The sequence below is a fragment of the Alicyclobacillus fodiniaquatilis genome (assembly GCF_042678105.1).
GTDB classification, from domain to species: domain Bacteria; phylum Bacillota; class Bacilli; order Alicyclobacillales; family Alicyclobacillaceae; genus Alicyclobacillus; species Alicyclobacillus fodiniaquatilis.
This window is the reverse complement of sequence record NZ_JBHUCX010000095.1, coordinates 22,212-47,011: the sequence shown is the minus strand read 5'-3', so window position 1 is coordinate 47,011 and position 24,800 is coordinate 22,212. Positions and strand designations below refer to the sequence as shown.

The window sequence follows — 24,800 nt, the reverse complement described above, 5'->3', positions numbered from 1 at the left end:
GTTGGCTTCCATCATCAATCCTCCTCATAAATGAAGGTGTTGGGAAGGTGAGGTATGAACTCGCAAATCATTGATGCTTTGCCACAAGCGTTGTTGTCCGAACTGGGAGAGGATGTTCTTCAAAGTCTGTGCACAGATGTCGATGCTTTTGGGAAGTTTTCAGAACAGTGGGCCATTTTAACCAAAAATGCGCTGGTCATGCTGGATGCAGATGGTCGTGAACAGCACCGCATTGCCCTTTCCGTCATCATTTCAGCTGATGCCCAGATGTATATCGGCGCAGGGCGCTTGTCTGTGAAGACCACGGACGGCCCCGTTGTTTTAGCGCATTACAGCCCGCGTTTGGTCCAGAAAGTATCCGCTTTCAAGAATGCCATCAACGCGGTGGCCAAGGGGGAACAACTGCCGCACCTTTCTGAGAAGGATTTGCCGCGCACTTGCCCGACATGCGGCAGACCGCTTGATGTAGGCACCAACGTGTGTCCACTGTGCGTGGATAAGGGCAAAGTGGTTGTCCGCTTGATACGGTATGCTAAGCCCTTTCGCAACCTGATGATCCTGTCCATTCTGTTATTGCTGGCGGTCACGGGGATCTCTTTGGTGCCGCCCTACTTGACCAAGGTGATTGTGGATAAGGTCATCACGCCACACAACTTTGGCAGTATGTTGTTGATTTTGGTGCTGTCCTTGCTATTGGCCAATTTGCTACAAGCCGTGTTGCAGGCTGTGCGCGGTTACTTGGGTGTATGGCTCGGTAGCCGCATGATGGGCAACATACGGCGCGACATCTATGACGCGCTCATGAAATTATCCTTAAGTTATTTTGATAAACGCCAGACATCGCAATTTATTGGTCGGGTCAACAATGACGCCCAGCAAATGCAACAGTTCCTCACAGACGGACTGATTATGATGACCAGCCAAGTCACGTCGCTGGTGGCCATCATCGTCATGATGTTGCGGCTGAATTGGTTTCTCGCTGTGCTTGCGTTCATTACGACACCATTGATTTTGATCACATCTATCTCGCTTTGGCCTTTTGTCAGACTGCGTTGGTATCGTTTATGGCGCACGCGCGTGCGGTTGAATGTGTTGGTTGGCGATTCGCTCAACGGCATACGCGTTGTCAAAGCGTTCGGTCAGGAGCAGATGGAAGAAGACAGATACCAGGAAGCCAATCTCCGGATGGTCGATCTCTCCACGCGGATGGACGGTCTGTGGCAGGGTGTCTTCCCGCTATTTAACTTCATCAGTTCATTCGGCACCGTGCTCGTCTGGTTTTTCGGTGGGCGAGAGGTGTTGCACGGCAGCATCACGTTGGGGACATTGATGGCTTTCATCACGTATCTCAACATGTTTTTCGGACCCTTGCAGTGGTTCAGCCAGTTGATCAACTGGGTGACCAATGCCCTCGCTTCCGCAGAGCGGGTGTTTGAAATCATCGATACCATTCCAGATGTGCGGGAGGCTGCAGACGCTGTACCGATGCCTTTAATTGAAGGGCGAGTGGAGATTGAAGGGCTTTCGTTTGGCTACGAACGCCATCATCCGGTGCTCAAAAACATCAATCTGCAAGTCGAACCGGGGGAGATGATCGGCCTGGTTGGCCACTCGGGCGCTGGCAAGTCCACGTTTATCAATCTATTGTGCCGTTTTTACGATCCCAATGAAGGATCCATCCTGCTCGATGGCACAGACTTGCGCGATATTCGGCAGGAGGATTTGCACAGCCAGATTGGCGTGGTGTTGCAGGAGACATTCTTGTTTGATGGCACAGTGAAAGAGAACATCGCTTACGCAAAACCAGATGCGTCTCAGTACGAAATCATGCGCGCGGCGAAAATTGCCAATGCGCACTCGTTCATCATGCGCTTGACGGATGGGTATGACACACGGGTCGGCGAGCGCGGCCATCGCCTGTCAGGCGGCGAAAAACAGCGGATCGCCATTGCGCGCGCAGTGTTGCACGACCCGCGCATTCTCATTCTCGACGAGGCGACAGCCTCATTGGACACGGAAACAGAGCGGCAGATTCAGGAGGCGTTGGCGCGCTTGGTCAAAGGGCGCACCACTTTCGCCATTGCCCATCGCCTGTCCACCCTGCGCAATGCCAATCGGTTGGTCGTGTTCGAACGCGGTGAAATTGTCGAAGCGGGCACGCACGAAGAGCTGTTGAGCACAGAAGGTGTGTATTACGGCTTGGTGAAGGCGCAAACGGAATTGTCGCAGATTCGAGGTGTCGGTGAATGAATGATGTTCAACCGTACGAAATACGCCAACTCAACCCGGAGACGATTGTATTTCACCGCGGGAAAAGCGGTGTGCTGGAAGCGACCATCGACGGCATTTGGTACGAGGAAGTTGCGTTGGCGCGGGGGTTTCCGCTGTCGGAACCAGACAGATTTATTGTCATCTCCGTGCCAGGCAAAGAGGAAGAAATCGGCGTGATCGACGATTTGCGGGCATTGCCCAGGGAATCGCGCCAATACGCGGAACAGGAATTGATGCTGCGCTACCTTGTGCCAATTGTCACACGTATTGAGCGCATCAAACAGGAGCCGGGGATGTGGCGGTGGAAGGTGCAGACAGACAGAGGTCAGATGGAACTGCTGTTGCGCAACTTGCATGATCACATTCAAACATTGGATGGCGAGCGGATGATGGTGACTGATGTGGATGGGCAGCGTTGTGAAGTGCGCATCGATGCGCTCGACACGCGCAGTCGGGCACAACTGAAAAAGGTGCAGTGATGTCTTTGACGTGGATTTGAATGTGTAGGGCCTAGTCGTCTGTGTCGAAGTAGAAGTGATTGCTTTTGGCACAGACGCTGTTATTCACAGACGCTGTTATTGATGAAGCAAAAAAGCCGCCCTGCTCGGTATTTCCATTGCACGTTGTTTTCGCACATCACTAGGCGTCTGATTTTTATACTTTTTAAATACGCGTCCAAAATACGTCAGGTTGTTGAATCCCACCTTTGTCGCGATATCTGTAACCGCTAGATCCGACTCCAGAAGCAACCGCTCTGCCTCTGTCACCTTGAGCATGTGCAGATATTCGATGAACGTTTTTCCTGTCAACTGTTTGAATGTCTTGCAAAAGTGATTGGGACTCATATTGACCATTTTGGCCGCTTCGTGGATGCGCATCATGGCTGCGTAGTTTGTGCGCAGGTACCCCAACAGCGATGTGAAATCTGCCGTTTTAGGCCGCGAGCCGCGGGCATGCGCGATGATGGACTCATAATGGCGGAAGATGAGGCCGAATGTCCGGAACAGCTCCGCTTTGATGAACAGTTCGTAGCCAAGTTGATTTTGCTCAAATTCTTCCATGATGCGCAGAAAGGCGCTGCGGATATCTTCGATGAGCGGATCCGCTGCTTTTAAAAAATTGGGGATCTGCAGTTTGTTGCGCAAAAAAGGAGAAAAATAGCGTTCTTCTGTATTGTCCAAACCGCTGTTTCGCACCAACGCCTCATTGAACACAATGGCCACGAGCGCTGTGTTGGCATCAAGCGACGTGGCCGCGTGTACCTGTTTTGCATGAACAAACGCAAACTCTCCACGTTCCAATCGGACAAAATCACCATCGATTTGCACGCGGGCAGCGCCGTTTTGCACATAGATCCACTCGAGGTGATCGTGCCAGTGCGGGGTTATAGACCGAATATGGAAGACGTTGATGGGAAACGTTTTATCGGGAATGACCGTCATCTCTCGCCGTGGCTGGATAGACATCTTGCATCGCCGCTTTCTATCTGAAAATCAGGTGGACACCTAGGCGCTTTTGCATGGATTTACTGGATGCTCACTCTATCATAACTGGATTTCACACAAAAAGCGTAAGATTGTACGAATTGAAGGTGATCTTCGACGTAGTTCGAAAGCGATAACAATTATACGATATAGGTATTCGCGCTTTGCGCCGCCTAATTTGTAGACAGGCGACAAAGCGGCATCATGACCTCAAGGAGATGTGGTGAATGGCGACTCATAAAGTGATTGTGACTGGTTGCGGTGGCATGTCCAATACGTGGCTGGATGATATCGCGCAGCGTGAGAACGCAGAGATTGTCGGCTTGGTGGATATTTTTATTGAAAGCGCAAAAAAGATGGCGGAACGCCGTGGGCTTCAGGTGCCAGTGTTCAGTGATTTGTCAGAAGCATTGGCCCAGACCGACGCCAACCTGGTCATCGACGTGACCATTCCGGAAAGCCACAGACAGGTGGTGACAACGGCGCTCGAAGCGGGGTGTAACGTATTCGGCGAAAAGCCGATGGGCAGTTCGATGGCCGATGCACGTGCGATGTTGCAAGTTGCGAACGATTCCGGAAAGCGCTATACCGTGATGCAGAATCGGCGATATCTAAAGCAGATTCGCGCGGTGCGGGACAGTATTCAAGCAGGGACCATTGGGGAAGTCGGCTCCATACACGCAGACTTTTTTATTGGCGCGCACTTTGGCGGCTTCCGCGATGCGATGGACAATCCTTTGATTCTCGACATGGCGATCCACACGTTTGATCAAGCACGATTTATTTCTGGCGCGGACCCGCGTTCGGTCTATTGTCATGAATTCAATCCGCCGGGTTCCTGGTATCAGGGAAATGCGTCTGCGATTTGTATTTTCGAAATGAGTGACGGTTCGGTGTTCTCTTACAGGGGCTCTTGGTGTGCGGAAGGATTCAACACCTCATGGGAGTCCGACTGGCGCATCACTGGCAGCAAGGGGACACTGCTTTGGGATGGAACGAAAGACCCCATTTGCCAAGTGGTGGACGAATCAGGCCCAGCGGAATTTCATCGCGCGATAAAGGAAGTGAATGTTCCGATTGTTTGGTCGGGGCGTGAAGGACATTGGGGATGTCTTGACGAAATGTTTGCATCACTTGAGCAAGACAGACCAGCTGAGACCGACTGCGTTGACAACATCAAGAGTGTGGCGATGGTCTTCGGCGCCATTGAGAGTGCCAAAACAGGTCAAAAGGTACGCCTTTGACAATCTGTTAATTACTGCTCAAGGCTGTCTTGGAGATGGGAGAATCATGCATATGTCAACCACAACTGCACGTGTTGATTTAGTGAAGCCGGGTCTATTCGGCAGTGTTGCCGCCGCGGACAGTCGGCGGGGGGAATTTGATATTGGCAATGAAATCATTTTGTCGCATGGCATTCCCGTCGACTTTGTCTTTATCGGCGATTCCATTACACATATGTGGGATGTTTACGCTTACTTTGGCCGGAGCGGCCAGTTTGTCGTCAACCGCGGCATCGGCGGCGATATCAGCGAACACGTGAGCAAACGGTTTGCCGCAGACGTCGTCCAGTTGAAACCGAAACATGTGGTCATCAAAATTGGCATCAACAACTTTTGGGCGCTGGACGGATGGACAGCAGCGGATCGCAGGCAGCCTAAAGATATCATTCCGGGTGTGGTCAAGGATATCACGGCAATGGTCAAAGAGGCGAACGCAAACCAGATTACGCCTATCGTGTGTTCCATTCTACCGACCAATATCCCGGCCTCGGCTGGCGATGTTGTGCGCAACGAGGCTGTGCGCGCGACCAATGCTCAACTGGCGGAGATGGCGAAACGGGAAGGAGCCATCTATGTCGACTATCATTCCCATATGACCACCGAGGACGGCAGCCGCCTGCGCGCGGAATTGGCCGATGATGGGCTGCATCCGCATGTGCTGGGTTACGACATCATGGCAGATGTGTTGCGGACAGAACTGAACAAGCACGGCATCACGCTGTAACGGGCATAAACGGAAAAGAGGTAGACGGATGGATAAGCAAGTTTGGTCGGTTATCCAAGCGGTGGAACAACTTGATAAGACGAATGATTTAAAAGAGCCGTTGTATCGCATTTCATCTGACAATGCGCTGTTTTTGCACATGCTCGTTCGCATGTCAGGCGCCAAAAACATCTTGGAGATTGGCTCGTCGGGTGGTTATTCGGGGCTGTTTTTGGCAGAAGCGGCGCGGGCAAACGGCGGAACACTGACTACGTGTGAAGTGAGTCCATATAAGATACAATTGGCGAATACTTTCTATGATCGCGCCGGTCTGGCTGATGTCGTCACTCTGGTGGAAGGGGACGCGCGGGAGACGGTCAAACGTCTTGAAGGACCGTGGGATTTCGTCTTTATTGACGCATGGAAAGACGATTATCCTCAGTACCTGGAATTGGTTTGGCCGCATGTAAAGTCCGGTGGCGTCGTCGCTGCCGATGACATCATCTCACAAGCGCGTGATGTCGGCATCAAGGAATATCTACAGCAGGTCCGCGCGCTTGAAGACGCGTACACGGTGACTGTGCCGATAGATGACGGTGTCGAGCTGACATACAAGCAGTAAAAGGCAAGTAGGGTGTCCTGTGAGGGGCGCTTACATCCACGTACCACGGCCAGTTCAAGCGAAATTGCGCCAGCCACCCCACAGGGAAAGGCTGGCGTTTTTCATCTCGAATGCCTTCAACCGTCAAGCCAAATTTGCGCATATCCAATATCTTCACTCGTTTTTCGAAAGCGGTTACTGTAGTTCTTCAGAAAATTGCGGTAGAATCAAGTTATGAGGATCATTTCTTAAGATAACCTTCTTCATCCATCTCATTAGACAGGAGTGTGATCCATTTGTTTTCGATGACAGGTCCCATTTACCGCATATGCATGTTCATCTATAAATACATCACATTGAATTTGTTGTTTTTGGTTTTTTGTATCCCGATTGTCACGATTCCAGCGGCAATGGCTGGTTTGTTTGCGGTATCCAGAAAAATTGTCTACGAAGATGAACCTGCGATATTCAGCGTTTTTTGGATGGGATTTCGCCAAAATCTCAAACAGAGTTCAATTGTCGGGCTTGCCATCCTCGTCTTGCTGGTACTTTTCACGATTGATTTCCGCGTTGTCCACATGGCCTTCGGCGGTGTCTTTATGATTGCTTGGGATGTCTTGATGCTCATCGCCATTGCGACATTTATTCACGTGTATCCACTGATGGTGCATATGAACCTGACCACACGGCAACTCGTCTTAAATGCGCTTAAATTGACCATGGTCAAACCATTGCTGACATTGTGCAACATTGTGCTTCTCTTAGGATTTATCTATCTATCTTCCATCATACCAATTTTGTTTTTCACCTTTTTCTTCAGCATTTCAGCGACAATGACATTTTGGTTGGTGGATAAGAAGTATAGAGTCATTGGGGTTTCCAGTGCAGAGGAACCGGAGACAGATGAACAGCATGATGGCCAAGTGACGTGGGATTCGCAGGTGGATAGTCATTCTTGATGGACATTCGGTTTTGAGACTGTAGGATGCGACCTGTATCAAAGTGGCCAGAAAGGGGCTTATGTAGGCGGGTTGCGCCATGCGTGTTCTGAGAAGCCCCTGCCTTTAGGCATGGGGAGTGGTCACAAGACCGGGGAAATGCAAGATCTGATTGACGAGATCATTCACATACCAGAAGATACGCGCCAAGACATCGTCGCTGACTACTTGGATGCGTATCTCAATGCGTTTTACCGCTCGATGAAGGCGATGCGGAGAAAAAACCGCCTCGGCGTCATCTTGCAAGCCGGTCTGTCTATCAAATATCTGATTGTATGCCTGTATGCTATGAATGGGCTGATTCAACTCAAAGCCACATGATGTGGCGGATCAAAAATTCACCCCGAGCTGGCGGCTAAACCGAACGGGGTGAATTTTATTTATGTAGACGAAAAGCGACCGTGATCATGACAATGAGTGTCAGAAGAGCAAGTAGGAACATGCCGCTTGTAGACCGACTCCGAGAGCCATCGAGGGATATTTGCCCAATTAGCTCCGTAACACAACCTCATCAAATCAATAACACACCTACACCCAGCGAGCAGGATCTGCGTCGGGTCATGGAAAGCATCAGTTCCGAAAAATAAGGAGGATCCACTCGCCGTCAAATGGTTGTCGGCTATAAGGTGACTGCAAATCACGGAAGTCACGCAGCCCCTTTTTTTTCGTGGTCTCCTTTTTCAGTTGTACATATCACACATCAAAATTAGGTGTATCGAACTATTGAAATAAGCATTGACTAAATATAATATCTTGATCATAGAAGCTTTACCAATTTGCTCAATTACTTTCTTCGTAGCAAAGGCCATTAAAGGAGGAGGTGTAGATTACACATACATCTTTGATGGATGTACAGGAACTAATTCCGGGAATGTACAGCAGATGACCATAGTTAGGAGCGTATCTCTTGAAATTGCTGTGCAGAGGTGTTAGCGGTGGTTAGAGTGTATCAGGTAAAAAGTACACTTACTCAGGTCTGAGGAGTGAATTTGGTTTGAATTTGATGGAGATCATAAAGGAACGGCGAAATATTAAGCAATTTACCAATCAGCCAGTAGACATGCAGCAGGTCATGACATGGTTAGATGCGGCGGGCTTCGCGCCGAATCACAGGATGGTTCAACCGTGGGAGGTTCTTGTAATAGGTCCGGAAACGAGGGCGAAGTTGAACCATAAGGCGAACTTTGGCGATGCGCCTCTGGTGTTAGCGGTGTTGTCGAAAGGGGCAAACGTGGCTGTCGACCAAGAGGAAAACCTTATCGCTACTTCGTGTTTCGTGCAGAATTTTCTTCTGCTAGCGTGGCAAAACGGAGTGGGGACACGGTGGGCTTCAATCGGGTCGACACCAGTTGCTCGGGAAACGCTTGAAGTTCCCGAAGGATATTCAGTGGTTGGTATCTTTGGGGTTGGTTATCCAATGAATGTGCCATCCAGCAAACCACGCACGCCCATAGTGGACAAAATTAAACATTTGCAGTAATGAGAATATCAGAATGGTTTGGGTATCCTCAAATATTATCGACTTCTGAAAGTAGAAACAGGTGATATTGAGCTGGTTAAAAAATAGACGAATCAACAACTGCGCAACCATCATTCATTTGAAGGACAAACAAGTGGTCATGTGAATGAAAAAACAATTGATTTGGATAATAAAACACGCCCACTGATATCGCATCAATGGGCATTTCTTTTGTCACTAAACCTACAGAATAACGCCTATACTTTGGGAAGCGCATTCTGTTCAGATTCCTTGTACAGTTAATGCCTGTCGTAAACAGTAACAAAGAGCCGATGTTCAAAGGCTTTCTAATTTAAGAAGAACATCACCGAAGATGTGCGTCGCTATTTGAACCCCCATCGGAACACTCGCGGATGGATGGAGTTGTACAACGAGCGAACGATAGTCGAGCGTTGCAACTTCCGAAGCCTGATCCGTAAAGGTTGCTATTACGACAATGCCTGCATTCAATCATTTCACAGCGTGATCAAGGGACAACTGATTCATTTGGAGAAGTACAAAACACGGTCACGTGCAAAACGACAAATCTGGGCGTACACTGAACGGTGGTACAATCGTCGACGCCTTTATTCGTCAATTGGCGATAAAACGCCGATTCAATTCCAAACCATTTTGAGCGTAGGTTGATAGAAACTGCTGTTTCGTCGCGACGGGGAGGAGGGCGATTTCCTTGGGCCACAGTCTTTACGATCCCGCTTTGATGGCCGGCGCTTTTCATCCAAAAGTGATTGTCTATTATTTTAAGCAGTGGGAAGATTTCCAGATGCCGTTTCACAGCCATGCGGAAATTGAAATCATGTATGTGATTTCAGGGCAATGTGTGGTGGAGACCGAAACCCAGTTGATTTCTATGAAAAAAGGCGATTTTATCGTATTGGATGCGAACACCATGCACCGGTTGATTGTCGCAAAACCGCATCAGTGCCGCATGATCAATGTGGAGTTTCAATTCACAGATGAAGGTCAGCTGTTTCCCTCCTTGAAAGAACTGGTCAACCATGACCCCACCTTGTTTCAATTATTTGCGAAAAACGCGCCCTACTTCGTGTTGAAGGATTCTAACGAAGTGTATCACACGCTGAAAAACTTGGTGCTTGAACTGGATAAAAACAGCGTAGAAGCCCAAATGATGATTCACCTTTTGTTCGCGCAGTTGATGATTCAAATCGCCAGGTTGGCAGGGGAAGCGGGCGAAGCGGGACACCAGCAGGCGGATGTATATGTCAAAAGGGCCATTGCCTATCTGCATCATCATTACGATTGCGATATTCGCATGAAGGATATTGCATCTGTCGTCTGCATTCATCCCGGGTATCTTCATCGCATTTTTAAAGCCAGTATGGGCTGTACGGTCATGGACTATCTCACAACGCTGCGATTGGAGAAAGCGAAGATGCTGTTGACGCAGACCAACATTCCCGTCATGGATATATCTTACAGTGTGGGCATCAACAGCAGTCAGTACTTTAGCGCCGTTTTCAAAAAGCACACGGGACAGACGCCGATTGAATACAGAAAGAGCTTCAAAATTCGCAGGGATCGAACCGAATTGGAAAGCCGACGCGTGACGACCGCGGTACGAGCGAGATCGACAAAAGGTTAGGATTTTATACACCGATGGACGCTTTACATGAGAATATTGATAACGCTTCCTTGGGCTGCGTGGCACAATGGGTGATGAGATTCATCACGTGTGCACGTCGAAGGAGGGCATTTTCATGTCATTTAAAATCGCTTTTATTGGCGCGGGAAGCATTGGTTTTACACGTGGATTGCTGCGCGACTTGCTGGCCGTACCCGAATTTCACGATATAGAGGTCGCGTTTACAGATATCAATGCGCACAATTTGGAGATGGTGACACAGCTTTGCCAACGTGACATCCGTGAAAATGGATTGGACATCCAAATTACGGCGACAACGGATCGGCGGGAAGCGGTGAAAGACGCCAAGTACGTGTTTGTCGTGGTGCGAATTGGCGGACTGGAAGCATTCCAGTTGGATGTGGACATCCCACTCAAATACGGTGTGGATCAGTGCGTCGGGGATACGCTCTGCGCAGGCGGCATCATGTACGGGCAGCGCGGCATTGCGCAAATGCTCGCCATTTGCAAAGATGTGCGCGAGTTGGCAGACCCAGCGTGCATCATGCTCAACTATGCGAATCCGATGGCGATGATGACATGGGCATGCAATGTGTATGGCGGTGTGAAGACCATCGGTCTATGTCATGGTGTGCAAGGGGGCCATGCGCAAATTGCCAAGGCGTTTGGGCTCAAGCAAGAAGAAGTGGACATCATTTGCGCGGGCATCAATCACCAGACATGGTATATCCAGATCAAGCACAATGGTGAAGATTTGACGGGAAAGCTGTTGGCGGCGTTCGAGCAGCACCCGGAATTCAGCAAGACGGAAAAAGTCCGTATCGACATGCTCCGGCGGTTTGGCTATTACAGCACGGAGAGCAACGGGCACTTGAGCGAATATGTGCCTTGGTATCGCAAGCGTCCGGATGAAATCAGGGATTGGATAGATCTCGGCAGTTGGATCAACGGCGAAACGGGCGGCTACTTGCGCGTTTGCACGGAAGGGCGCAACTGGTTTGAAACAGACTTCCCCAATTGGCTGAAAGACCCCGCCCTTCAATATACGACTGAGCATCGCAGCAAGGAGCATGGTTCTTATATCATTGAGGGCCTGGAAACGGGCAGAGTGTATCGTGGCCACTTTAACGTCGTCAACAATGGCATCATCTCCAATCTGCCCGATGACGCCATCATCGAGGCGCCTGGTTATGTGGATAGAAACGGCATCAACATGCCGCGCGTCGGCGATTTGCCGCTGGGCTGCGCCGCTGTATGCAATGTGAGCATCTCTGTGCAGAGATTGGCGGTCGAGGCGGCGGTTCGCGGTGACGACACTTTGTTGCGGCAAGCGATGATGATGGATCCGCTGGTTGGGGCGGTGTGCAACCCGCCGGAAATCTGGCAAATGGTCGATGAACTCTTGGTGGCACAGGAAAAATGGCTGCCGCAGTACACCACGGCCATCGCTGCAGCCAAACAGCGTTTGCAGGCGGGGAATCTCATCCCGACGCGCGAAAATGAAGGGGCTGCGCGGCTCAAAGTGAAGTCGGTGGAAGAAATGCAGGAAGATCGGGCGTTGGCCAATAAAAATGCGGGCGAAGCGGATAAAGCGCAGGAGCGTCCGGCGGCAGCGCATGAACAGGTGCATCTCTCGTCCCATTGAATCGGCGCTTTCGTGTCCGCCATACGTGATGCCTTGACCGACTGGCATTTCAGGTGATTCCCCAGTTCGGTGGGCATCGCGCATGGCGGTCTTCGTTGACTTGTAACGAACAGGCACGGGGCAGTGTGTATTATGGTATAATATACATGGGCGTACGAAAGATATCCTTCCATCATTAGTGCCTACAAGCATTTACAACGAAGGAGGATTTCCATGTACAAACATGTTTTGGTCGCAGTTGATAACTCGCCGCTTGGTCATCGAATCATGCAAGAAGCATTTACCGTACGGGCGGATCATGAAGATTGTCTTTTGACGGTGCTTCATGTTGCGTCGCTGGATGGGTATGTTGCGGGGGTACCAAACGTCGTCTACCCGCCGACGGGGATGGCCACGACTTTTGGCATTCCAGGCACACCAGGTGCTGTCATGCCACCGCCGATTCCCGAGCAAAAAGTGGAAGAAGCCAGACTGGAAGAGCAAGCGTCCATGCTGGATCAAATCAAGCAGGAATTGGACACTGCAGACATTCGTCATCAGTTCATCGTGAAATCAGGAGATCCGGCAACGGAAATCTGTCAGTATGCGGATGATGAACAGGTGGATCTCATCGTGATGGGTTGCCACGAAAAAGGCGCCCTGCAGCGATTGTTCTTGGGGAGTGTCAGTCAGAAAGTCGTACAAGACGCTTCTGTTCCAGTCTTGGTTGTCAAGTGACCGTTCGGTCATGTGCTCAGTTTGGTCCGCGCAGTTCTTGCGCGGATTTTTTTCTACATAAACGACTGAATGGTGGGAAAGTGTTTATGCAAATCAAGGACAATCGTCCAGAAGCTTTGATTTTTGACTTGGATGGCACGCTGTTTCGCACAGAAACGCTGTCTCTGCCCGCGTATCACGCGACGTTCGATCAACTGCGCGCGGAAGGTCTCTTTTTAGAAGAGACGCCTGCGGAAGAAAAGTTTCTCAAGAGTTTAGGACTGCTGCTGTCAGAGATATGGGAAAATGTCATGCCGAACGGATCCCAAGCGGCGCGGGATCGGGCAAATCAACTGCTGCTTCATCACCAAAGCAAACTGCTCAAACAAGGGCTTGGCGAAATGTATCCAGATGTTGCGACGACACTGGAGAAATTGCATGACCGGGGCTACAAACTGTATGTGGCAAGCAATGGGCTGGAACAGTATGTGAAAGAAGTCATCCAAGAAAAAGGACTTGCGCCTCTATTTGCGGGGCTCTACAGCGCTGGCGAATTTCAGACGCAATCAAAAATCGATTTGGTGCGCCTTTTGCTTGAGCAACATCATTTGCAATCTGCCTGGATGTGCGGCGATAGGTCCTCTGACGTAGAGGCCGGCAAGGCCAACGGCTTGTTTGTGGTTGGCTGCAATTATGGCGGTTTTCATCAAGCGGAAGAACTGCGCCATGCGGATTTGCTGCTTTCTTTATTTGGCGAACTGGACAAATATCTCGCGTAAGAACGCGTAATCTGACGCAATAGCGGCCCACAGTGCTAGCTGCATCGAGCATGGCGGTCATTTCCCGTGTTGTTTTCTGTATTCGCTCGGGCTCAGTCCGTATTGGCTGTGGAATTTCCGGGAGAAGTAGTATGGGGACTGAAACCCGACCAAAGCGGCGATGTCGACGATGCGTTCGGTCGTCCGAGCCAGCAGGCGCGCTGCGTGACGCAAGCGCAACTGGATCAGTGTGTCGATGATGGATTCGCCGACTTGCGCCTTGAACAGATGACTCAGGCGGGATGGTGACAAACGGGTCAACGCCGCCAATTCGTCAATGGTCAACGGCTCTGCGAAGTGGTTGGCCAAATGGTGGAGCACCTCGTCAATTCGCGGATCAACCCCTCTGTTTTCGCTTTCGATCCGCTGCGTCAACACCAGCAAAATTTCCTCCATGGCGTTCATGGCCAGCGCTTGGCGATGCACGCCAAACCCTTCACAATCGCCAATCAATCGCTGAAAAGCCGCTCGCAGCCGTTGTTGGACAGACACGTCCGTCACGTGCGTTTTGATGAGCGCGCGATTTACATACACGGTCTGAAACCACGGCGCCCATTCCGGCTGTGGGACAAAGTGGACCCACATAAACTCCCATATATTACCTGATGTGACATAGTGATGCGGTGTGCCCGGCGACAACATGATGACATCGCCATGCTCACAAGTTTCCACTTGATCTTCCAGATAAAAAGCGCCTTGTCCGGAAAGCGTGAACGTCAAAAGCCAGTCATTGGTGCCTTTCGAGCGGTGGGTCACATAGGATTGGGATTTGCGAAAATAGCCTGGCACGAGCACGCCGGATGGCGGCGGCGACTCAGGAATGTCAGCAGGATTGTATAGCGAATTAGCCATATCATTCATTCCGTTCTTTGTCGGACTGTTTTTATAATTACGGTAACACGAGTTGTCAACATAGAGTTTGGGGGGATTCCTCATGAGTACAGAGCGACTTGGTCATTTGATTCGCAAAAGTGATGTGGAGACGTTTCAGCAGGAAGGTTATTTGATTCTGCGGAACCTCTTTTCTGCAGCGGAAGTTGAAGCGTTAAAGGACAATTTTATGAGCATGCACGCCAAAGGCTCGATTCCAGGCTGTTTCACGGCGGTGCCGGTCGAGGAAGCGAAGGCGAGCGGTGACATTCTGAAAGCGTATCCGCGCATGATGCATCCGCATCGTGTCAATGACATAGCCATGGCGTATATGCTGGATCAACGCGTAATGGACATTTTGCGGCAACTTCTTGGTGAAGAGCCCATCGCGGCTCAGAGCATGCTGTACTTCAAGCCGCCTGGCGCCAGAGGGCAGGCGTTGCATCAGGACAACTTCTATTTGCAGGTGGAACCGGGCACATGTATCGCGGCATGGACGCCGTTGGATGATGTGGATGAAGAAAACGGCGGTTTGTTCGTCGTGCCCAACACGCAAAAAGAGGAGATTCAATGTCCGCACACGGCAGATGCTGCAGTGTCATTTACGACAGATGAGGTGGATGTGCCAGAAGGGCTGACACCTGTCCCCGTGATTTTGGCAGCGGGAGATGTTCTATTTTTCAACGGCAACGTCATTCATGGGTCCTATCCGAATGAGAGCAAAGATCGATTCCGACGGGCATTTATCTGTCATTATGCCGGTGAGTCGGCCAAGAAGATCTCGCAGTGGTATTTCCCACTGTACGCTGCGGATGGCAGTGTTGTCGAACGGGAAGTGAACACATCTGGCGGTCCTTGTGGCACAGAGTACGCGGCAGTCGGTCCACACTGATGCCGCGCGGTGGATAGCATACTGGCTGGCGCAGTCAATGCCAGCCAGTATGCGACTGTGTCAGCCAAAGTGTTGCCGCCTGAAGGTTTCCGGTGTCATGCCTGCAAACTTGCGAAACGTCGATATGAAATGACTCGCATCATAAAACCCGACACGGTGGGCAATATCGTGGATGGGGCGGTCAGGTTCCGAGAGCAGAAACTCTTTCGATTTTACAATCCGCAATTGCAGCACGTATTGATATGGGCTGATGTCAAATACGCTGCGGAACAGGCTGTTGACCCGCTGTGGGCTGATTTGCAACGTCTGTGCCATCCAGGCCAGCCCCATATTTGGATTGCTATACGCCTCTTCAATCGCAATCAGCAGCGGCGTGAGCTTCCGATGCCATTTGGCAAAGGAGGGCTGACCGCTCACACGCGCATATTGTTTCAATAGGATGAGAAACGAATAAACCTCAAGTGAACCATTCGGCCCCACCATGTCAAAACTCGTATAAAATCGCTTGCCAAATTGTTGATGAATATCCGCTAGTGGCGCATCTTCGTCCCACTGCAGGGGAATGGCCAAGGGGATGGCCAAGGAGGCGACAATCGACGTGGCAAGGCTACCGTCAAAGGTCAAGTACCACGTAGTCCAGTGCGATCCGCTTGCCAGATAGCGGTGGGGCGTGTTGGCAGGGATCAGTATGCCCTCATTGGCATTCAGTCGATAAGTTTGCCCATGCACAGAAAAAGCGCCACAGCCCGTGACGGTGGACAGCCAGTGAAAACAGAAGTATCCGTGTTCGCGGGAAATCGTTTCCTGCCCAGATCTGATGCCCACTGATTCAATGTGCAAAGGGAGTGTGTTTTTCCAATCAGATGTCATCCGTTGACCGTGATCGTCAAATTCCACAACGATTCCTCGTTTCATTTTTTCCTATGCGATACAGATTATATTTTATATCGTGCATATCGACTTTCAAATAGTATGGTAGTGAACGGCATGTCCAAGTCGTCCACGTTTCGTCGATGCAGGGACTTGCCCTTACGACTGAATATGTAAAGCAGCACAGTGAGGTTAGGGAGGGTTATGTTTGTCACAGGACAAAACAACGGTTCACGATTGGGAAACACAGACATGTCTTGAGCGAAATCGATTACATGCGCGCGCGTATTTTGTGCCATTTGCCGATGCAACGACGGCTTTGTCATTCGAGCGCGGCATTTCTCCGTTCTTTACATCTTTAAATGGCGTCTGGAAGTTTTCATATCACGCTTCGCCAGAAAAAGCGCCGCAGGATTTTTTTCAGGATGATTACGACGTGCAGGACTGGGCTGATTTGCAGGTTCCATCCAGTTGGCAAATGCATGGCTACGGCCATCCCCACTACACCAACATCGATTATCCATTTCCGGTCGATCCGCCCCATATTCCGACCGAGAATCCAACTGGATGTTACAAACGGGCGTTCTTTGTCCCCGAGCGTTGGCTTTCGGAGTTTGTCACCTTACGCTTCGAGGGCGTGGATAGCGCCTTTCACGTCTGGGTGAATGGCAACGAAGTGGGCTACAGTCAGGGCAGTCGATTGGCCTCAGAGTTCGACATTTCCAAATATCTGCGCGCTGGTTACAACCAAATTGCCGTTCGCGTGGTGCAGTGGTCGGATGGCAGTTATCTTGAAGATCAAGATCAGTGGTGGTTGAGCGGGATTTTTCGCGATGTGTACTTGCTGGCGCGGCCGCCATTGAACGTGGCGGATCTGTTCGTCACCACGCAGTTTGACGAAGCATACCAAGATGCGACGCTGTCGGTGAAAACGACCTTGCGAAATCACGCCTTGACGGCGACGAATGGGGGGAAAGTGACATTCGAACTGTTGGATGCCACGGACAAGCCACTCGATGGCGAACGCCATGTGCAGACGTTTGACATTGCAGCGGGCGCAGAGACCGTCATGGACGTGCAGTGGGGCGTCGAATCCCCGCGCAAGTGGTCTGCTGAAGATCCATATCTTTATCGGCTGCTCGTCTCTGTCTACGACGCGGCGGGCGACGTGCTCGAAGTGGTGCCGGTTCGGGTTGGCTTCCGCAGCATCGTCCTGCAGGATGGCGTCTTTTTGGTAAACGGATCGGCCATCAAAATGAAGGGGGTCAACCGCCACGACCACCATCCAGACTTCGGCAAGGCGGTGCCGTTGGAGGCGATGCAGCAGGATGTGTTGCTGATGAAGCAACACAACATCAACACGGTCCGGACATCGCATTATCCGAATGATCCACGTTTTCTCGATTTGTGCGATGAATACGGGCTGTATGTCATCGACGAGACAGATTTGGAGTGCCATGGCTTTGGCAATACGGAGCATCCGAATTGGCTAAGTGACAACGAAGCGTGGGAAGCGGCGTACGTGGACAGGGTTGTGCGCACGGTCGAGCGGGACAAAAACCACGCGAGCATCATCATGTGGTCGCTTGGCAACGAATCGTTCTTTGGCCGCAACCACGAAGCGATGGCCGCCTGGATTCGCGCCAATGACACGACGCGTCTCATCCATTACGAAGGTGATAGAGAGGCCAAAGCCGCCGATGTGTTCAGCACGATGTACACGTCTGTCGAGGAACTGATCCAACTGGGTGAGCGCACAGAATTGACGAAACCGCACATCCTCTGTGAGTACGCGCACGCCATGGGGAACGGCCCCGGCGGCTTGACAGAGTATTGGGAAGCCATCTACAGCCATCGGCGCCTGCAAGGCGGCTGTGTCTGGGAGTGGTGTGATCACGGCATTCGTCAGCAGACGGCAACAGGGGAGTCGTATTTCGCGTACGGCGGCGATTTTGGCGAGCAGCCACACGATGGGAATTTTGTCATCGACGGGTTGGTGTCGGCGGATCGGGTGCCTTCGCCTGGGTTGATTGAGTACAAAAAAGTGATTGAACCCATCAAGGTGGATGCGGTTGATTTGGCCAAAGGCACGGTGGACATCACAAATCGCTACGACTTCATTTCGCTCTCCCACATCGCGTGTTCCTGGTCGCTGTTGGCGGATGGAGTCATCGTGCAGCAGGGCGTCTTGCCTTTGCCGGAGATCCCGGCGCAGACGTCGGCCACGGTGGACGTGCCGTTTGTCCATCCGACTGCACAACAGGATGGCGAGTACTGGTTGAACATCGACTTCACCTTGGCGCACGATACGAAATGGGCCAAACGCGGTCACGAAATTGCATTCGCACAGTTTTTCCTCTGCGCGAATCAGCAAAAAATCGTCGTGTCAACGGCGGATTTGCCAGTATTGAACGGCCGCGTCGACGGTGCGGATCTGGTGATAGAGGGACCCAATCTGGAAGTGCGGTTTGACAGGGTGAATGGGGGCATCACGTCGTTTGTCCATGCAGGGGTATCGCTTTTGGACAGCGGGCCGCAACTCGATTTTTGGCGCGCGACGACGGACAATGATCGCGGCGGATGGATGGGAAAGGCAGCGGAAGAGTGGAAGGCGTACGGCTTGCATCGCTTACAGCAGCGGATCGACCAATTTGAGTGGGCTGCGATTGAGGGCGGCAAGGCCATTCGCGTGACGGTGTTGGCGCGCATTGCGCCGCCGGTGAAAAGTTGGGGGATGCACTGTCGTTACGAGTACACCGTTTATGGCAACGGCGACGTCTTCGTCGCAGTGGAGGGCAAGCCGACAGAAGGTGGGCCGAAGACGTTGCCGCGGGTCGGTTTGACGCTTCGCCTGCCGCAGGTGCTCGACCATGTCAGCTGGTATGGTCGCGGCCCAGGCGAGTCCTACGCCGATACCAAGCAGGCTGCGCGGATGGGCCTGTATGGCGCGGTGGTCGATGATTTGTACACACCGTATACGTTCCCGCAGGAGAACGGCAATCGGACAGACGTCAGGTGGATGAGCGCCGCTGACAGGCGAGGTGTAGGCCTGCTCGCTGTCGGTGCGCCGACGCTCAACTTCAGCATCCATCGGTTCACGGCAGAACAGTTGGAAGCGGCTTCGCACACCTATGAATTGGCAGACACGGGTCAGCTGATTTTGCACCTCGACCATGCGCAAACCGGCATTGGATCGGCCAGTTGCGGCCCAGGTGTCCTACCGCAACACGAATTGCGGACCGAACCGTTCGCGTTCTCCGTGCGCCTGCGGCCGTTTTCCGCCGATGTCGCGTCACAAACGGCGCTCAGCAAACAAGTGATAGAGTAGGAAAATCGATGCCCGTCGCGCATGTATCATGTGTGACGGGCATCAGCAATGCCTGTAGGACATATCCGTAAATCATGCTGATCCCATGGGAGGATGAATGATGAGACTCGGTGGACCTGTTTTTGTCGAAAAAGATCCCGAACTATGGGGGCGCGCGGTGCAACAAGCTGGTTATCGGGCAACCGGTTGTCCAGTGGCGAGCAGCGATGCGCCGACGTTGAAGCAAGCGTTTCGCCAAGTTGCAGCGGAGAAGGATATTCTCATTGCGGAAGTGGGCGCCTGGAGTAACCCAATCAGTCCAGTGCAGGAAATCAGGGAAAAGGCAGTGGCATATTGCAAAGAGCAGCTCAATTTGGCGGAGGAAATGGGCGCGCGGTGCTGCGTCAATATCGCCGGATCGCGCGGTGAACAGTGGGACGGGCCGCATCCCGACAACTTGTCGGATGAGACGTTTGATCTGACGGTCGACACCGTCCGGGAGATCATCGATGCCGTTCAGCCGCGCAACGCCTTTTTTGCGCTCGAATCCATGCCATGGGTTTGGCCAGATTCGCCGGATGCCTACTTGAAGCTGATTCAGGCGATTGACCGCAAGCAGTTCGCCGTGCATCTGGATCCCGTGAACATGATCAACAGCCCGCGAACGTACTACGAAAATGCGGCGTTCATTCGGGAATGTTTTGCCAAGTTGGGGCCGTACTTGAAATCTTGTCACGCGAAAGACATCCTGTTGTCTGGCAAGCTGACGGTTCATTTGGCGGAGACGCGCCCGGGGACGGGGGCGCTGGATTATCGGACGTTCTTGCGTGAATTGAACAAGATGCCGGCAGATACGCCTGTTCTTTTGGAGCATCTGGACACGGAACAGGCGTATCAGCAAGCAGCGCAGTTCGTGCGGGAGACGGCTGGTGAACTGGGCATCTCTTTGTGAGACGCCTTGAAAGCGCTTTGCAGCGTGATGATGTCAGTACATGTAAGGGTCCACACAACGAGCAGTTGCTGCTGCAGCCTGCTCGTTATGTGGACCTCGTTTGTGTAGGGGCGACTTCTCCAGCAGCGGGTCAGCGCTTGGCGGTGATTTGCCACATGCAACTTTGGAAATCGCCAGCTTGTCTTGGCAGATGGAGACCGATGTGCATCAATTCGTCAGGCTGATGGTTTGGCACGGCGGATATGTTCGAAATATTACCTATACTATACAATACGAGATATAGGGAAGGGCTTTCAATTTTTGTATCATACGTGCAACAAAATAGGAGGTTACACGAATGGATAAAAATATCATCGGAACGAAAGTGATCGCCCAAATTGGCATTTTAGTGAATGATATCGAGAAAACATCTCAAGCGTATGCTGATTTTTTTGGCGTCGAATGCCCGAAATGGTCACTGACCGACACCGTGGATGTCGCCAAAACCGAATATCGCGGTCAGCCTTCGGAAGCGCGGGCGAAGCTTGCCTTTTTTCATATGGGGTCACTGCAATTGGAATTGATTGAACCGGATCATCATCCAAGCACTTGGCGAGAATATTTGGACGAGCATGGCGAGGGGCCGCATCATATTGCTTTTGTCATTGACGGGATGCAGGAGAAAATCATGCGGATGGAACGCAACCAGATGCCGCTGGTGCAAAAAGGCGAGTATACGGGCGGGCGTTACGCGTACATGGACACGTTGCAAGATTTGAAAGTCATACTTGAACTACTGGAAAATGATAAATGATGAAAATGGTAGCCGCTTAAATGGCACAGGTGATTTTCGTTCGCTGATTTTGGCTTGGCGCTGGGTTTAAAATAGAAAGGTATCGCTTTATTTTCAGAATCGGGGTATCCTGCCGAAAGGAGGAGATAGCTAGTGACGAAACGACCTATTTTGGCTTTGACGATGGGAGATCCTGCAGGTATCGGTCCGGAAATTTCCGCGAAGGCGGTGCTGGATGAACAGGTGCATCGAACATCGAGATCATTCATCATCGGCGACACCGGTGTGATTCGCAAGGCGTTGCAGTGTGCTGGCCTTTCGGCAGAGATTCATCCCATCACAACACCAGACGAAGGGCTGTATCAACAGGGCACCATTGATGTGCTGCACCTCGGTTTGGCAGATGAAAATCAGGTGCAGTACGGCCAAATTCAGGCAGAATGTGGTGCAGCAGCTTTCGGATATGTGAAAAAATCCATCGAATTGGCGCTGGACGGTTTGGTGGATGCGGTTGTCACCGCGCCAGTGAACAAGGAATCCTTGCAAGCGGCAAAAGTTCCATACATTGGCCACACAGAGATGTTTGCCGACATGACCGGCGCCAAGGAAGAAATGACGATGTTCTCCATTTTAAGTCTGAAAATCTTCTTCCTCACGCGCCATGTCTCCCTTGCGCAAGCGTGCCAGATGATCACGCAGGAGCGCGTGTTTGCGGGCATCAAGAAGACCATTGAGGCTTTAAAGCAACTCGGCTTGGACTCGCCGCGCTTGGCAGTGGCCGGACTCAATCCACATGCAGGGGAACATGGGCTGTTCGGCCGTGAGGAAGTGGACGCCATCGCGCCCGCTGTGGAACAAGCTGTCGCCAGCGGCTTGAATGTGACCGGACCCGTCCCGGCGGATTCGGTGTTTCACATGGGCCGGATAGGGCGATTTGACGCTGTGTTGTCGCTCTACCACGACCAAGGGCACATTGCCGCGAAGATGATGGATTTTGAAAGAACAGTCAGTGTGACGCTCGGTCTGCCGATTCTGCGCACCAGTGTCGATCACGGCACAGCCTTTGATATTGCTGGTCAGGGGATCGCCAGTGCCATCAGCATGATTGAGGCGACGCGGGTTGCTGCCGAATATGCCAATGCAGGCGTAAAATTGACAAGCACGCAGGCTGAACGAATTGCAGGAGGCGGAAAATAAAAGATGCGAAAATTGCAATTGATCCAACAAATTGTCGAGGAGGGCGTCGTCGCCGTTTTGCGCGGAGACACACCGGAGGAAGTCGTCGCGCTGGCGGAACAGGCGATTGCGGGGGGCATCAAGGTCATCGAGGTGACCATGACGGTTCCTTTTGCCTTACAAGCCATCGAAACGCTCGCGCGCAAATATACGAGTCAACCAAGTGATGCTGCGAACTATGCCATCATTGGCGTAGGGACGGTGCTAGATCCCGAGACGGCGCGCCAAGCGATATTGAGCGGCGCCGAATTTGTCGTCGGCCCTTCGCTCAATCCAGCGACGATTGCCTTGTGCAATCGGTATCGCGTACCCGTGATGCCAGGTGTCATGACGGTGAAGGAAATGCTGGAGGCGCTGGAACTAGGCGTAGACATCGTCAAGCTATTCCCTGGCAATTTGTACGAGCCAGCCATCATCAAAGCGCTCAAAGGGCCAGTGCCACAGGCAAACATCATGCCGACCGGCGGTGTCAGCTTGGACAACCTGGCGGCTTGGGTCAAGGCTGGCGCCATTGCGGTTGGCATCGGATCCGATTTGACAAACGAAGCTGTCAAAACCGGAGACTACAGTCTCGTGCAAAAGAAGGCGGCAGCATATGTCGCTGCATACAAACAGGCGAAAATGGCATAGATTGATGTGCGTGACGCGCTTGCATCCAAATGGCGGGCAATGGAGATGCCCGCCATTTGTCGTTTTCCAAGGTTTTTCACTTTCTACTTGTGAAAGGTCATGTCCAGTGGCTGACAACAAACAAGCGAAAATGGTGATCGAAAAGGACTTTCAGATTGGAACCGTCGATGATCGCCTGTATGGTTCGTTCATCGAACACTTGGGCCGGGCCGTTTATGGCGGCATTTATGAGCCGGATCATCCGACTGCCGATCACAATGGATTTCGCACGGATGTATTAGAACTCGTGCGGGCGTTGAAAGTGCCGATTGTGCGCTATCCGGGCGGGAATTTTGTATCCGGTTACAATTGGGAAGACGGCGTTGGACCGCGGGACGAGCGCAAGCGGCGTCTGGAGCTCGCTTGGCGCACCGTGGAGACCAATCTATTCGGAACCAACGAGTTTGTCGACTGGGCGAAAGCCGCCAATGCGGACGTGATGATGGCCGTCAATCTCGGCACCCGCGGCGTCGATGCAGCGCGCAATCTGGTGGAGTACTGCAATCATCCGGCGGGATCGGCGTACAGTGATTTGCGCATTGCGCATGGCTATCAAAAGCCGCACAGCATCAAAACGTGGTGTTTGGGCAATGAAATGGACGGCCCTTGGCAGATTGGCCACAAGGCGGCAATAGAATATGGGCGGATGGCCTGTGAAGCGGCGAAAGCGATGAAATGGGTGGATTCCAGCATTGAGCTCGTGGCCTGTGGCAGTTCCAATCGACATATGCCCACTTTCCCTGATTGGGAAGCCACCGTGTTGGATCACACCTACGATCACGTCCAGTATATTTCCCTTCACTCTTACTACGGCAACCGGGATGGAGATACGTCAAATTATCTAGCTCAATCTATGGATATGGACGAATTTATCCGCTCCGTCATCGCGGTCTGTGACTATGTGAAAGCGAAAAAACGCAGCAAAAAAACGATGTATCTGTCATTTGACGAGTGGAATGTGTGGTTCCATTCCAACCAGGCAGACGAGCAGATTGAACCATGGTCCATTGCGCCGCCACAACTTGAAGATGTCTATACACTTGAGGACGCACTCGTGGTTGGGTGTTTGTTGATCACTTTGCTGAAATATGCGCATCGCGTCAAAATGGCCTGTCTTGCACAATTGGTGAACGTCATAGCGCCGATTATGACCGTGAATGGCGGTGATGCATGGCGGCAGACCATTTATTACCCATATCTGCATGCATCCGTTTATGGCCGAGGCGTCGTGCTAAATCCGCTGGTGTCAAGCCCCAAGTACGACACAAAGGATTTTACGGATGTTCCCATGCTGGAGACGACAGTTGTTTGGAATGAGGCGGAGCGGGCGTTGACCATTTTTGCGGTCAATCGGGATGAATCAGATGCGCTATCACTTACATGTGACCTGCGGAATTTCGAAGGCTATGACGTGATCGAACATCTTGTCTTGACGCATGAAGATGCAAAAGCGACAAATACGGCAACCAATCCACAGCACGTTGTACCACAGAAAAGTCACAACACAACCATCAGTGGCGGCATTGTGACAACGTCATTGCCCAAATTGTCGTGGAATGTGATTCGTTTGGTAGATATGCGTCCAAGTCAAGGCATACCTATACAGTAAGA

At 51.7% G+C, this 24,800-nt stretch carries 24 protein-coding genes; 21 read left to right on the top strand and 3 right to left on the bottom strand.

Annotated features, from left to right (window positions below; all coding sequences use genetic code 11):
- The first annotated feature begins 54 nt into the window (after positions 1–54).
- Entirely contained in the window at positions 55–2,250 is a 2,196-nt protein-coding gene (locus ACFSB2_RS23340; RefSeq protein WP_377945508.1) for an ABC transporter ATP-binding protein, read from the top strand.
- Entirely contained in the window at positions 2,247–2,750 is a 504-nt protein-coding gene (locus tag ACFSB2_RS23335) for a DUF1854 domain-containing protein (RefSeq protein ID WP_377945507.1), read from the top strand. Before ACFSB2_RS23340 ends, ACFSB2_RS23335 begins: the two co-directional genes overlap by 4 nt.
- Positions 2,751–2,846: 96 nt before the next feature.
- On the opposite strand, the gene ACFSB2_RS23330 is transcribed toward ACFSB2_RS23335, so the two are convergent.
- Positions 2,847–3,737, bottom strand: coding sequence for a helix-turn-helix domain-containing protein (locus ACFSB2_RS23330; RefSeq protein ID WP_377945506.1), 891 nt, complete (start codon positions 3,735–3,737; stop codon positions 2,847–2,849).
- Positions 3,738–3,982: 245 nt separating this feature from the next.
- On the opposite strand from ACFSB2_RS23330, the gene ACFSB2_RS23325 reads away from it, so the two are divergent.
- From ACFSB2_RS23325 to ACFSB2_RS23270, 11 genes are all read left to right on the top strand, one after another.
- Positions 3,983–4,999, top strand: a complete 1,017-nt coding sequence (locus ACFSB2_RS23325) for a Gfo/Idh/MocA family protein (RefSeq protein WP_377945505.1) — start codon at positions 3,983–3,985, stop codon at positions 4,997–4,999.
- A 52-nt stretch (positions 5,000–5,051) separates the two neighbouring features.
- Positions 5,052–5,762, top strand: coding sequence for a GDSL-type esterase/lipase family protein (locus ACFSB2_RS23320; RefSeq protein ID WP_377945504.1), 711 nt, complete (start codon positions 5,052–5,054; stop codon positions 5,760–5,762).
- Between the two features lie 28 nt (positions 5,763–5,790).
- Complete coding sequence (locus ACFSB2_RS23315; protein ID WP_377945503.1) at positions 5,791–6,363, top strand: O-methyltransferase; 573 nt, start codon at positions 5,791–5,793, stop codon at positions 6,361–6,363.
- Positions 6,364–6,647: 284 nt separating this feature from the next.
- Positions 6,648–7,301, top strand: coding sequence for a YesL family protein (locus ACFSB2_RS23310; RefSeq protein ID WP_377945556.1), 654 nt, complete (start codon positions 6,648–6,650; stop codon positions 7,299–7,301).
- 138 nt (positions 7,302–7,439) lie between these two features.
- Positions 7,440–7,661, top strand: coding sequence for a hypothetical protein (locus ACFSB2_RS23305; RefSeq protein WP_377945502.1), 222 nt, complete (start codon positions 7,440–7,442; stop codon positions 7,659–7,661).
- A gap of 682 nt (positions 7,662–8,343) precedes the next feature.
- A complete protein-coding gene (locus tag ACFSB2_RS23300; protein WP_377945555.1) occupies positions 8,344–8,820 on the top strand; it encodes a nitroreductase family protein in 477 nt (158 codons plus the stop codon).
- Between the two features lie 420 nt (positions 8,821–9,240).
- Complete coding sequence (locus tag ACFSB2_RS23290; protein WP_377945554.1) at positions 9,241–9,486, top strand: integrase core domain-containing protein; 246 nt, start codon at positions 9,241–9,243, stop codon at positions 9,484–9,486.
- Positions 9,487–9,529: 43 nt separating this feature from the next.
- Positions 9,530–10,462 carry an AraC family transcriptional regulator gene (locus ACFSB2_RS23285; RefSeq protein ID WP_377945501.1) on the top strand — a complete coding sequence of 311 codons (933 nt, stop codon included), beginning with the start codon at positions 9,530–9,532 and terminating at the stop codon, positions 10,460–10,462.
- Positions 10,463–10,577: 115 nt separating this feature from the next.
- Positions 10,578–12,107: an alpha-glucosidase/alpha-galactosidase gene (gene melA, locus ACFSB2_RS23280; protein WP_377945500.1), complete on the top strand. Its 1,530-nt coding sequence runs from the start codon at positions 10,578–10,580 to the stop codon at positions 12,105–12,107.
- A gap of 213 nt (positions 12,108–12,320) precedes the next feature.
- Positions 12,321–12,824 carry a universal stress protein gene (locus tag ACFSB2_RS23275; protein ID WP_377945499.1) on the top strand — a complete coding sequence of 168 codons (504 nt, stop codon included), beginning with the start codon at positions 12,321–12,323 and terminating at the stop codon, positions 12,822–12,824.
- Between the two features lie 86 nt (positions 12,825–12,910).
- Positions 12,911–13,582: an HAD hydrolase-like protein gene (locus ACFSB2_RS23270; RefSeq protein WP_377945498.1), complete on the top strand. Its 672-nt coding sequence runs from the start codon at positions 12,911–12,913 to the stop codon at positions 13,580–13,582.
- Positions 13,583–13,639: 57 nt separating this feature from the next.
- On the opposite strand, the gene ACFSB2_RS23265 is transcribed toward ACFSB2_RS23270, so the two are convergent.
- Positions 13,640–14,473: a helix-turn-helix domain-containing protein gene (locus ACFSB2_RS23265; RefSeq protein ID WP_377945497.1), complete on the bottom strand. Its 834-nt coding sequence runs from the start codon at positions 14,471–14,473 to the stop codon at positions 13,640–13,642.
- 82 nt (positions 14,474–14,555) lie between these two features.
- Here ACFSB2_RS23265 and ACFSB2_RS23260 point away from each other — a divergent pair, with 82 nt between their 5' ends.
- Entirely contained in the window at positions 14,556–15,383 is an 828-nt protein-coding gene (locus tag ACFSB2_RS23260) for a phytanoyl-CoA dioxygenase family protein (RefSeq protein WP_377945496.1), read from the top strand.
- A 60-nt stretch (positions 15,384–15,443) separates the two neighbouring features.
- Here the strand turns inward: ACFSB2_RS23260 and ACFSB2_RS23255 are convergent, their stop codons facing one another.
- Positions 15,444–16,280 (bottom strand): helix-turn-helix domain-containing protein, encoded by an 837-nt coding sequence (locus ACFSB2_RS23255; RefSeq protein WP_377945495.1) that lies wholly within the window; start codon positions 16,278–16,280, stop codon positions 15,444–15,446.
- A gap of 181 nt (positions 16,281–16,461) precedes the next feature.
- On the opposite strand from ACFSB2_RS23255, the gene lacZ reads away from it, so the two are divergent.
- The 7 genes from lacZ to arfA all read left to right on the top strand — a co-directional run bounded on the left by lacZ (position 16,462) and on the right by arfA (position 24,798).
- Complete coding sequence (lacZ, locus tag ACFSB2_RS23250; RefSeq protein WP_377945494.1) at positions 16,462–19,581, top strand: beta-galactosidase, LacZ type; 3,120 nt, start codon at positions 16,462–16,464, stop codon at positions 19,579–19,581.
- 100 nt (positions 19,582–19,681) lie between these two features.
- On the top strand, positions 19,682–20,512 hold the full coding sequence (locus ACFSB2_RS23245; protein WP_377945493.1) for a sugar phosphate isomerase/epimerase family protein: 831 nt from the start codon (positions 19,682–19,684) through the stop codon (positions 20,510–20,512).
- Positions 20,509–20,736 (top strand): hypothetical protein, encoded by a 228-nt coding sequence (locus tag ACFSB2_RS23240; protein WP_377945492.1) that lies wholly within the window; start codon positions 20,509–20,511, stop codon positions 20,734–20,736. Before ACFSB2_RS23245 ends, ACFSB2_RS23240 begins: the two co-directional genes overlap by 4 nt.
- Before the next feature lie 113 nt (positions 20,737–20,849).
- Positions 20,850–21,305: a VOC family protein gene (locus tag ACFSB2_RS23235; protein WP_377945491.1), complete on the top strand. Its 456-nt coding sequence runs from the start codon at positions 20,850–20,852 to the stop codon at positions 21,303–21,305.
- 132 nt (positions 21,306–21,437) lie between these two features.
- Entirely contained in the window at positions 21,438–22,481 is a 1,044-nt protein-coding gene (gene pdxA, locus ACFSB2_RS23230) for a 4-hydroxythreonine-4-phosphate dehydrogenase PdxA (protein WP_377945490.1), read from the top strand.
- Positions 22,482–22,484: 3 nt separating this feature from the next.
- Positions 22,485–23,150, top strand: a complete 666-nt coding sequence (locus ACFSB2_RS23225) for a bifunctional 2-keto-4-hydroxyglutarate aldolase/2-keto-3-deoxy-6-phosphogluconate aldolase (RefSeq protein WP_377945489.1) — start codon at positions 22,485–22,487, stop codon at positions 23,148–23,150.
- A gap of 130 nt (positions 23,151–23,280) precedes the next feature.
- The gene (gene arfA, locus ACFSB2_RS23220; protein ID WP_377945553.1) at positions 23,281–24,798 is read left to right on the top strand and encodes an arabinosylfuranosidase ArfA; all 1,518 of its coding nucleotides are present in this window, start codon (positions 23,281–23,283) and stop codon (positions 24,796–24,798) included.
- The last annotated feature ends 2 nt before the right edge of the window (positions 24,799–24,800 follow it).

Excerpts from the sequence above, each read along its gene's own strand:
- ACFSB2_RS23315 (WP_377945503.1), top strand. The coding sequence starts at position 5,791 with ATGGATAAGCAAGTTTGGTCGGTTATCCAAGCGGTGGAACAACTTGAT.
- ACFSB2_RS23265 (WP_377945497.1), bottom strand. The coding sequence starts at position 14,473 with ATGGCTAATTCGCTATACAATCCTGCTGACATTCCTGAGTCGCCGCCG.
- ACFSB2_RS23320 (WP_377945504.1), top strand. The coding sequence starts at position 5,052 with ATGTCAACCACAACTGCACGTGTTGATTTAGTGAAGCCGGGTCTATTC.
- ACFSB2_RS23235 (WP_377945491.1), top strand. The coding sequence starts at position 20,850 with ATGGATAAAAATATCATCGGAACGAAAGTGATCGCCCAAATTGGCATT.
- ACFSB2_RS23245 (WP_377945493.1), top strand. The coding sequence starts at position 19,682 with ATGAGACTCGGTGGACCTGTTTTTGTCGAAAAAGATCCCGAACTATGG.
- ACFSB2_RS23225 (WP_377945489.1), top strand. The coding sequence starts at position 22,485 with ATGCGAAAATTGCAATTGATCCAACAAATTGTCGAGGAGGGCGTCGTC.
- ACFSB2_RS23340 (WP_377945508.1), top strand. The coding sequence starts at position 55 with ATGAACTCGCAAATCATTGATGCTTTGCCACAAGCGTTGTTGTCCGAA.
- ACFSB2_RS23330 (WP_377945506.1), bottom strand. The coding sequence starts at position 3,737 with ATGTCTATCCAGCCACGGCGAGAGATGACGGTCATTCCCGATAAAACG.
- ACFSB2_RS23325 (WP_377945505.1), top strand. The coding sequence starts at position 3,983 with ATGGCGACTCATAAAGTGATTGTGACTGGTTGCGGTGGCATGTCCAAT.
- ACFSB2_RS23275 (WP_377945499.1), top strand. The coding sequence starts at position 12,321 with ATGTACAAACATGTTTTGGTCGCAGTTGATAACTCGCCGCTTGGTCAT.
- ACFSB2_RS23260 (WP_377945496.1), top strand. The coding sequence starts at position 14,556 with ATGAGTACAGAGCGACTTGGTCATTTGATTCGCAAAAGTGATGTGGAG.
- ACFSB2_RS23335 (WP_377945507.1), top strand. The coding sequence starts at position 2,247 with ATGAATGATGTTCAACCGTACGAAATACGCCAACTCAACCCGGAGACG.
- ACFSB2_RS23300 (WP_377945555.1), top strand. The coding sequence starts at position 8,344 with ATGGAGATCATAAAGGAACGGCGAAATATTAAGCAATTTACCAATCAG.
- ACFSB2_RS23270 (WP_377945498.1), top strand. The coding sequence starts at position 12,911 with ATGCAAATCAAGGACAATCGTCCAGAAGCTTTGATTTTTGACTTGGAT.
- arfA (WP_377945553.1), top strand. The coding sequence starts at position 23,281 with ATGGTGATCGAAAAGGACTTTCAGATTGGAACCGTCGATGATCGCCTG.
- ACFSB2_RS23310 (WP_377945556.1), top strand. The coding sequence starts at position 6,648 with ATGACAGGTCCCATTTACCGCATATGCATGTTCATCTATAAATACATC.
- ACFSB2_RS23305 (WP_377945502.1), top strand. The coding sequence starts at position 7,440 with ATGCAAGATCTGATTGACGAGATCATTCACATACCAGAAGATACGCGC.
- melA (WP_377945500.1), top strand. The coding sequence starts at position 10,578 with ATGTCATTTAAAATCGCTTTTATTGGCGCGGGAAGCATTGGTTTTACA.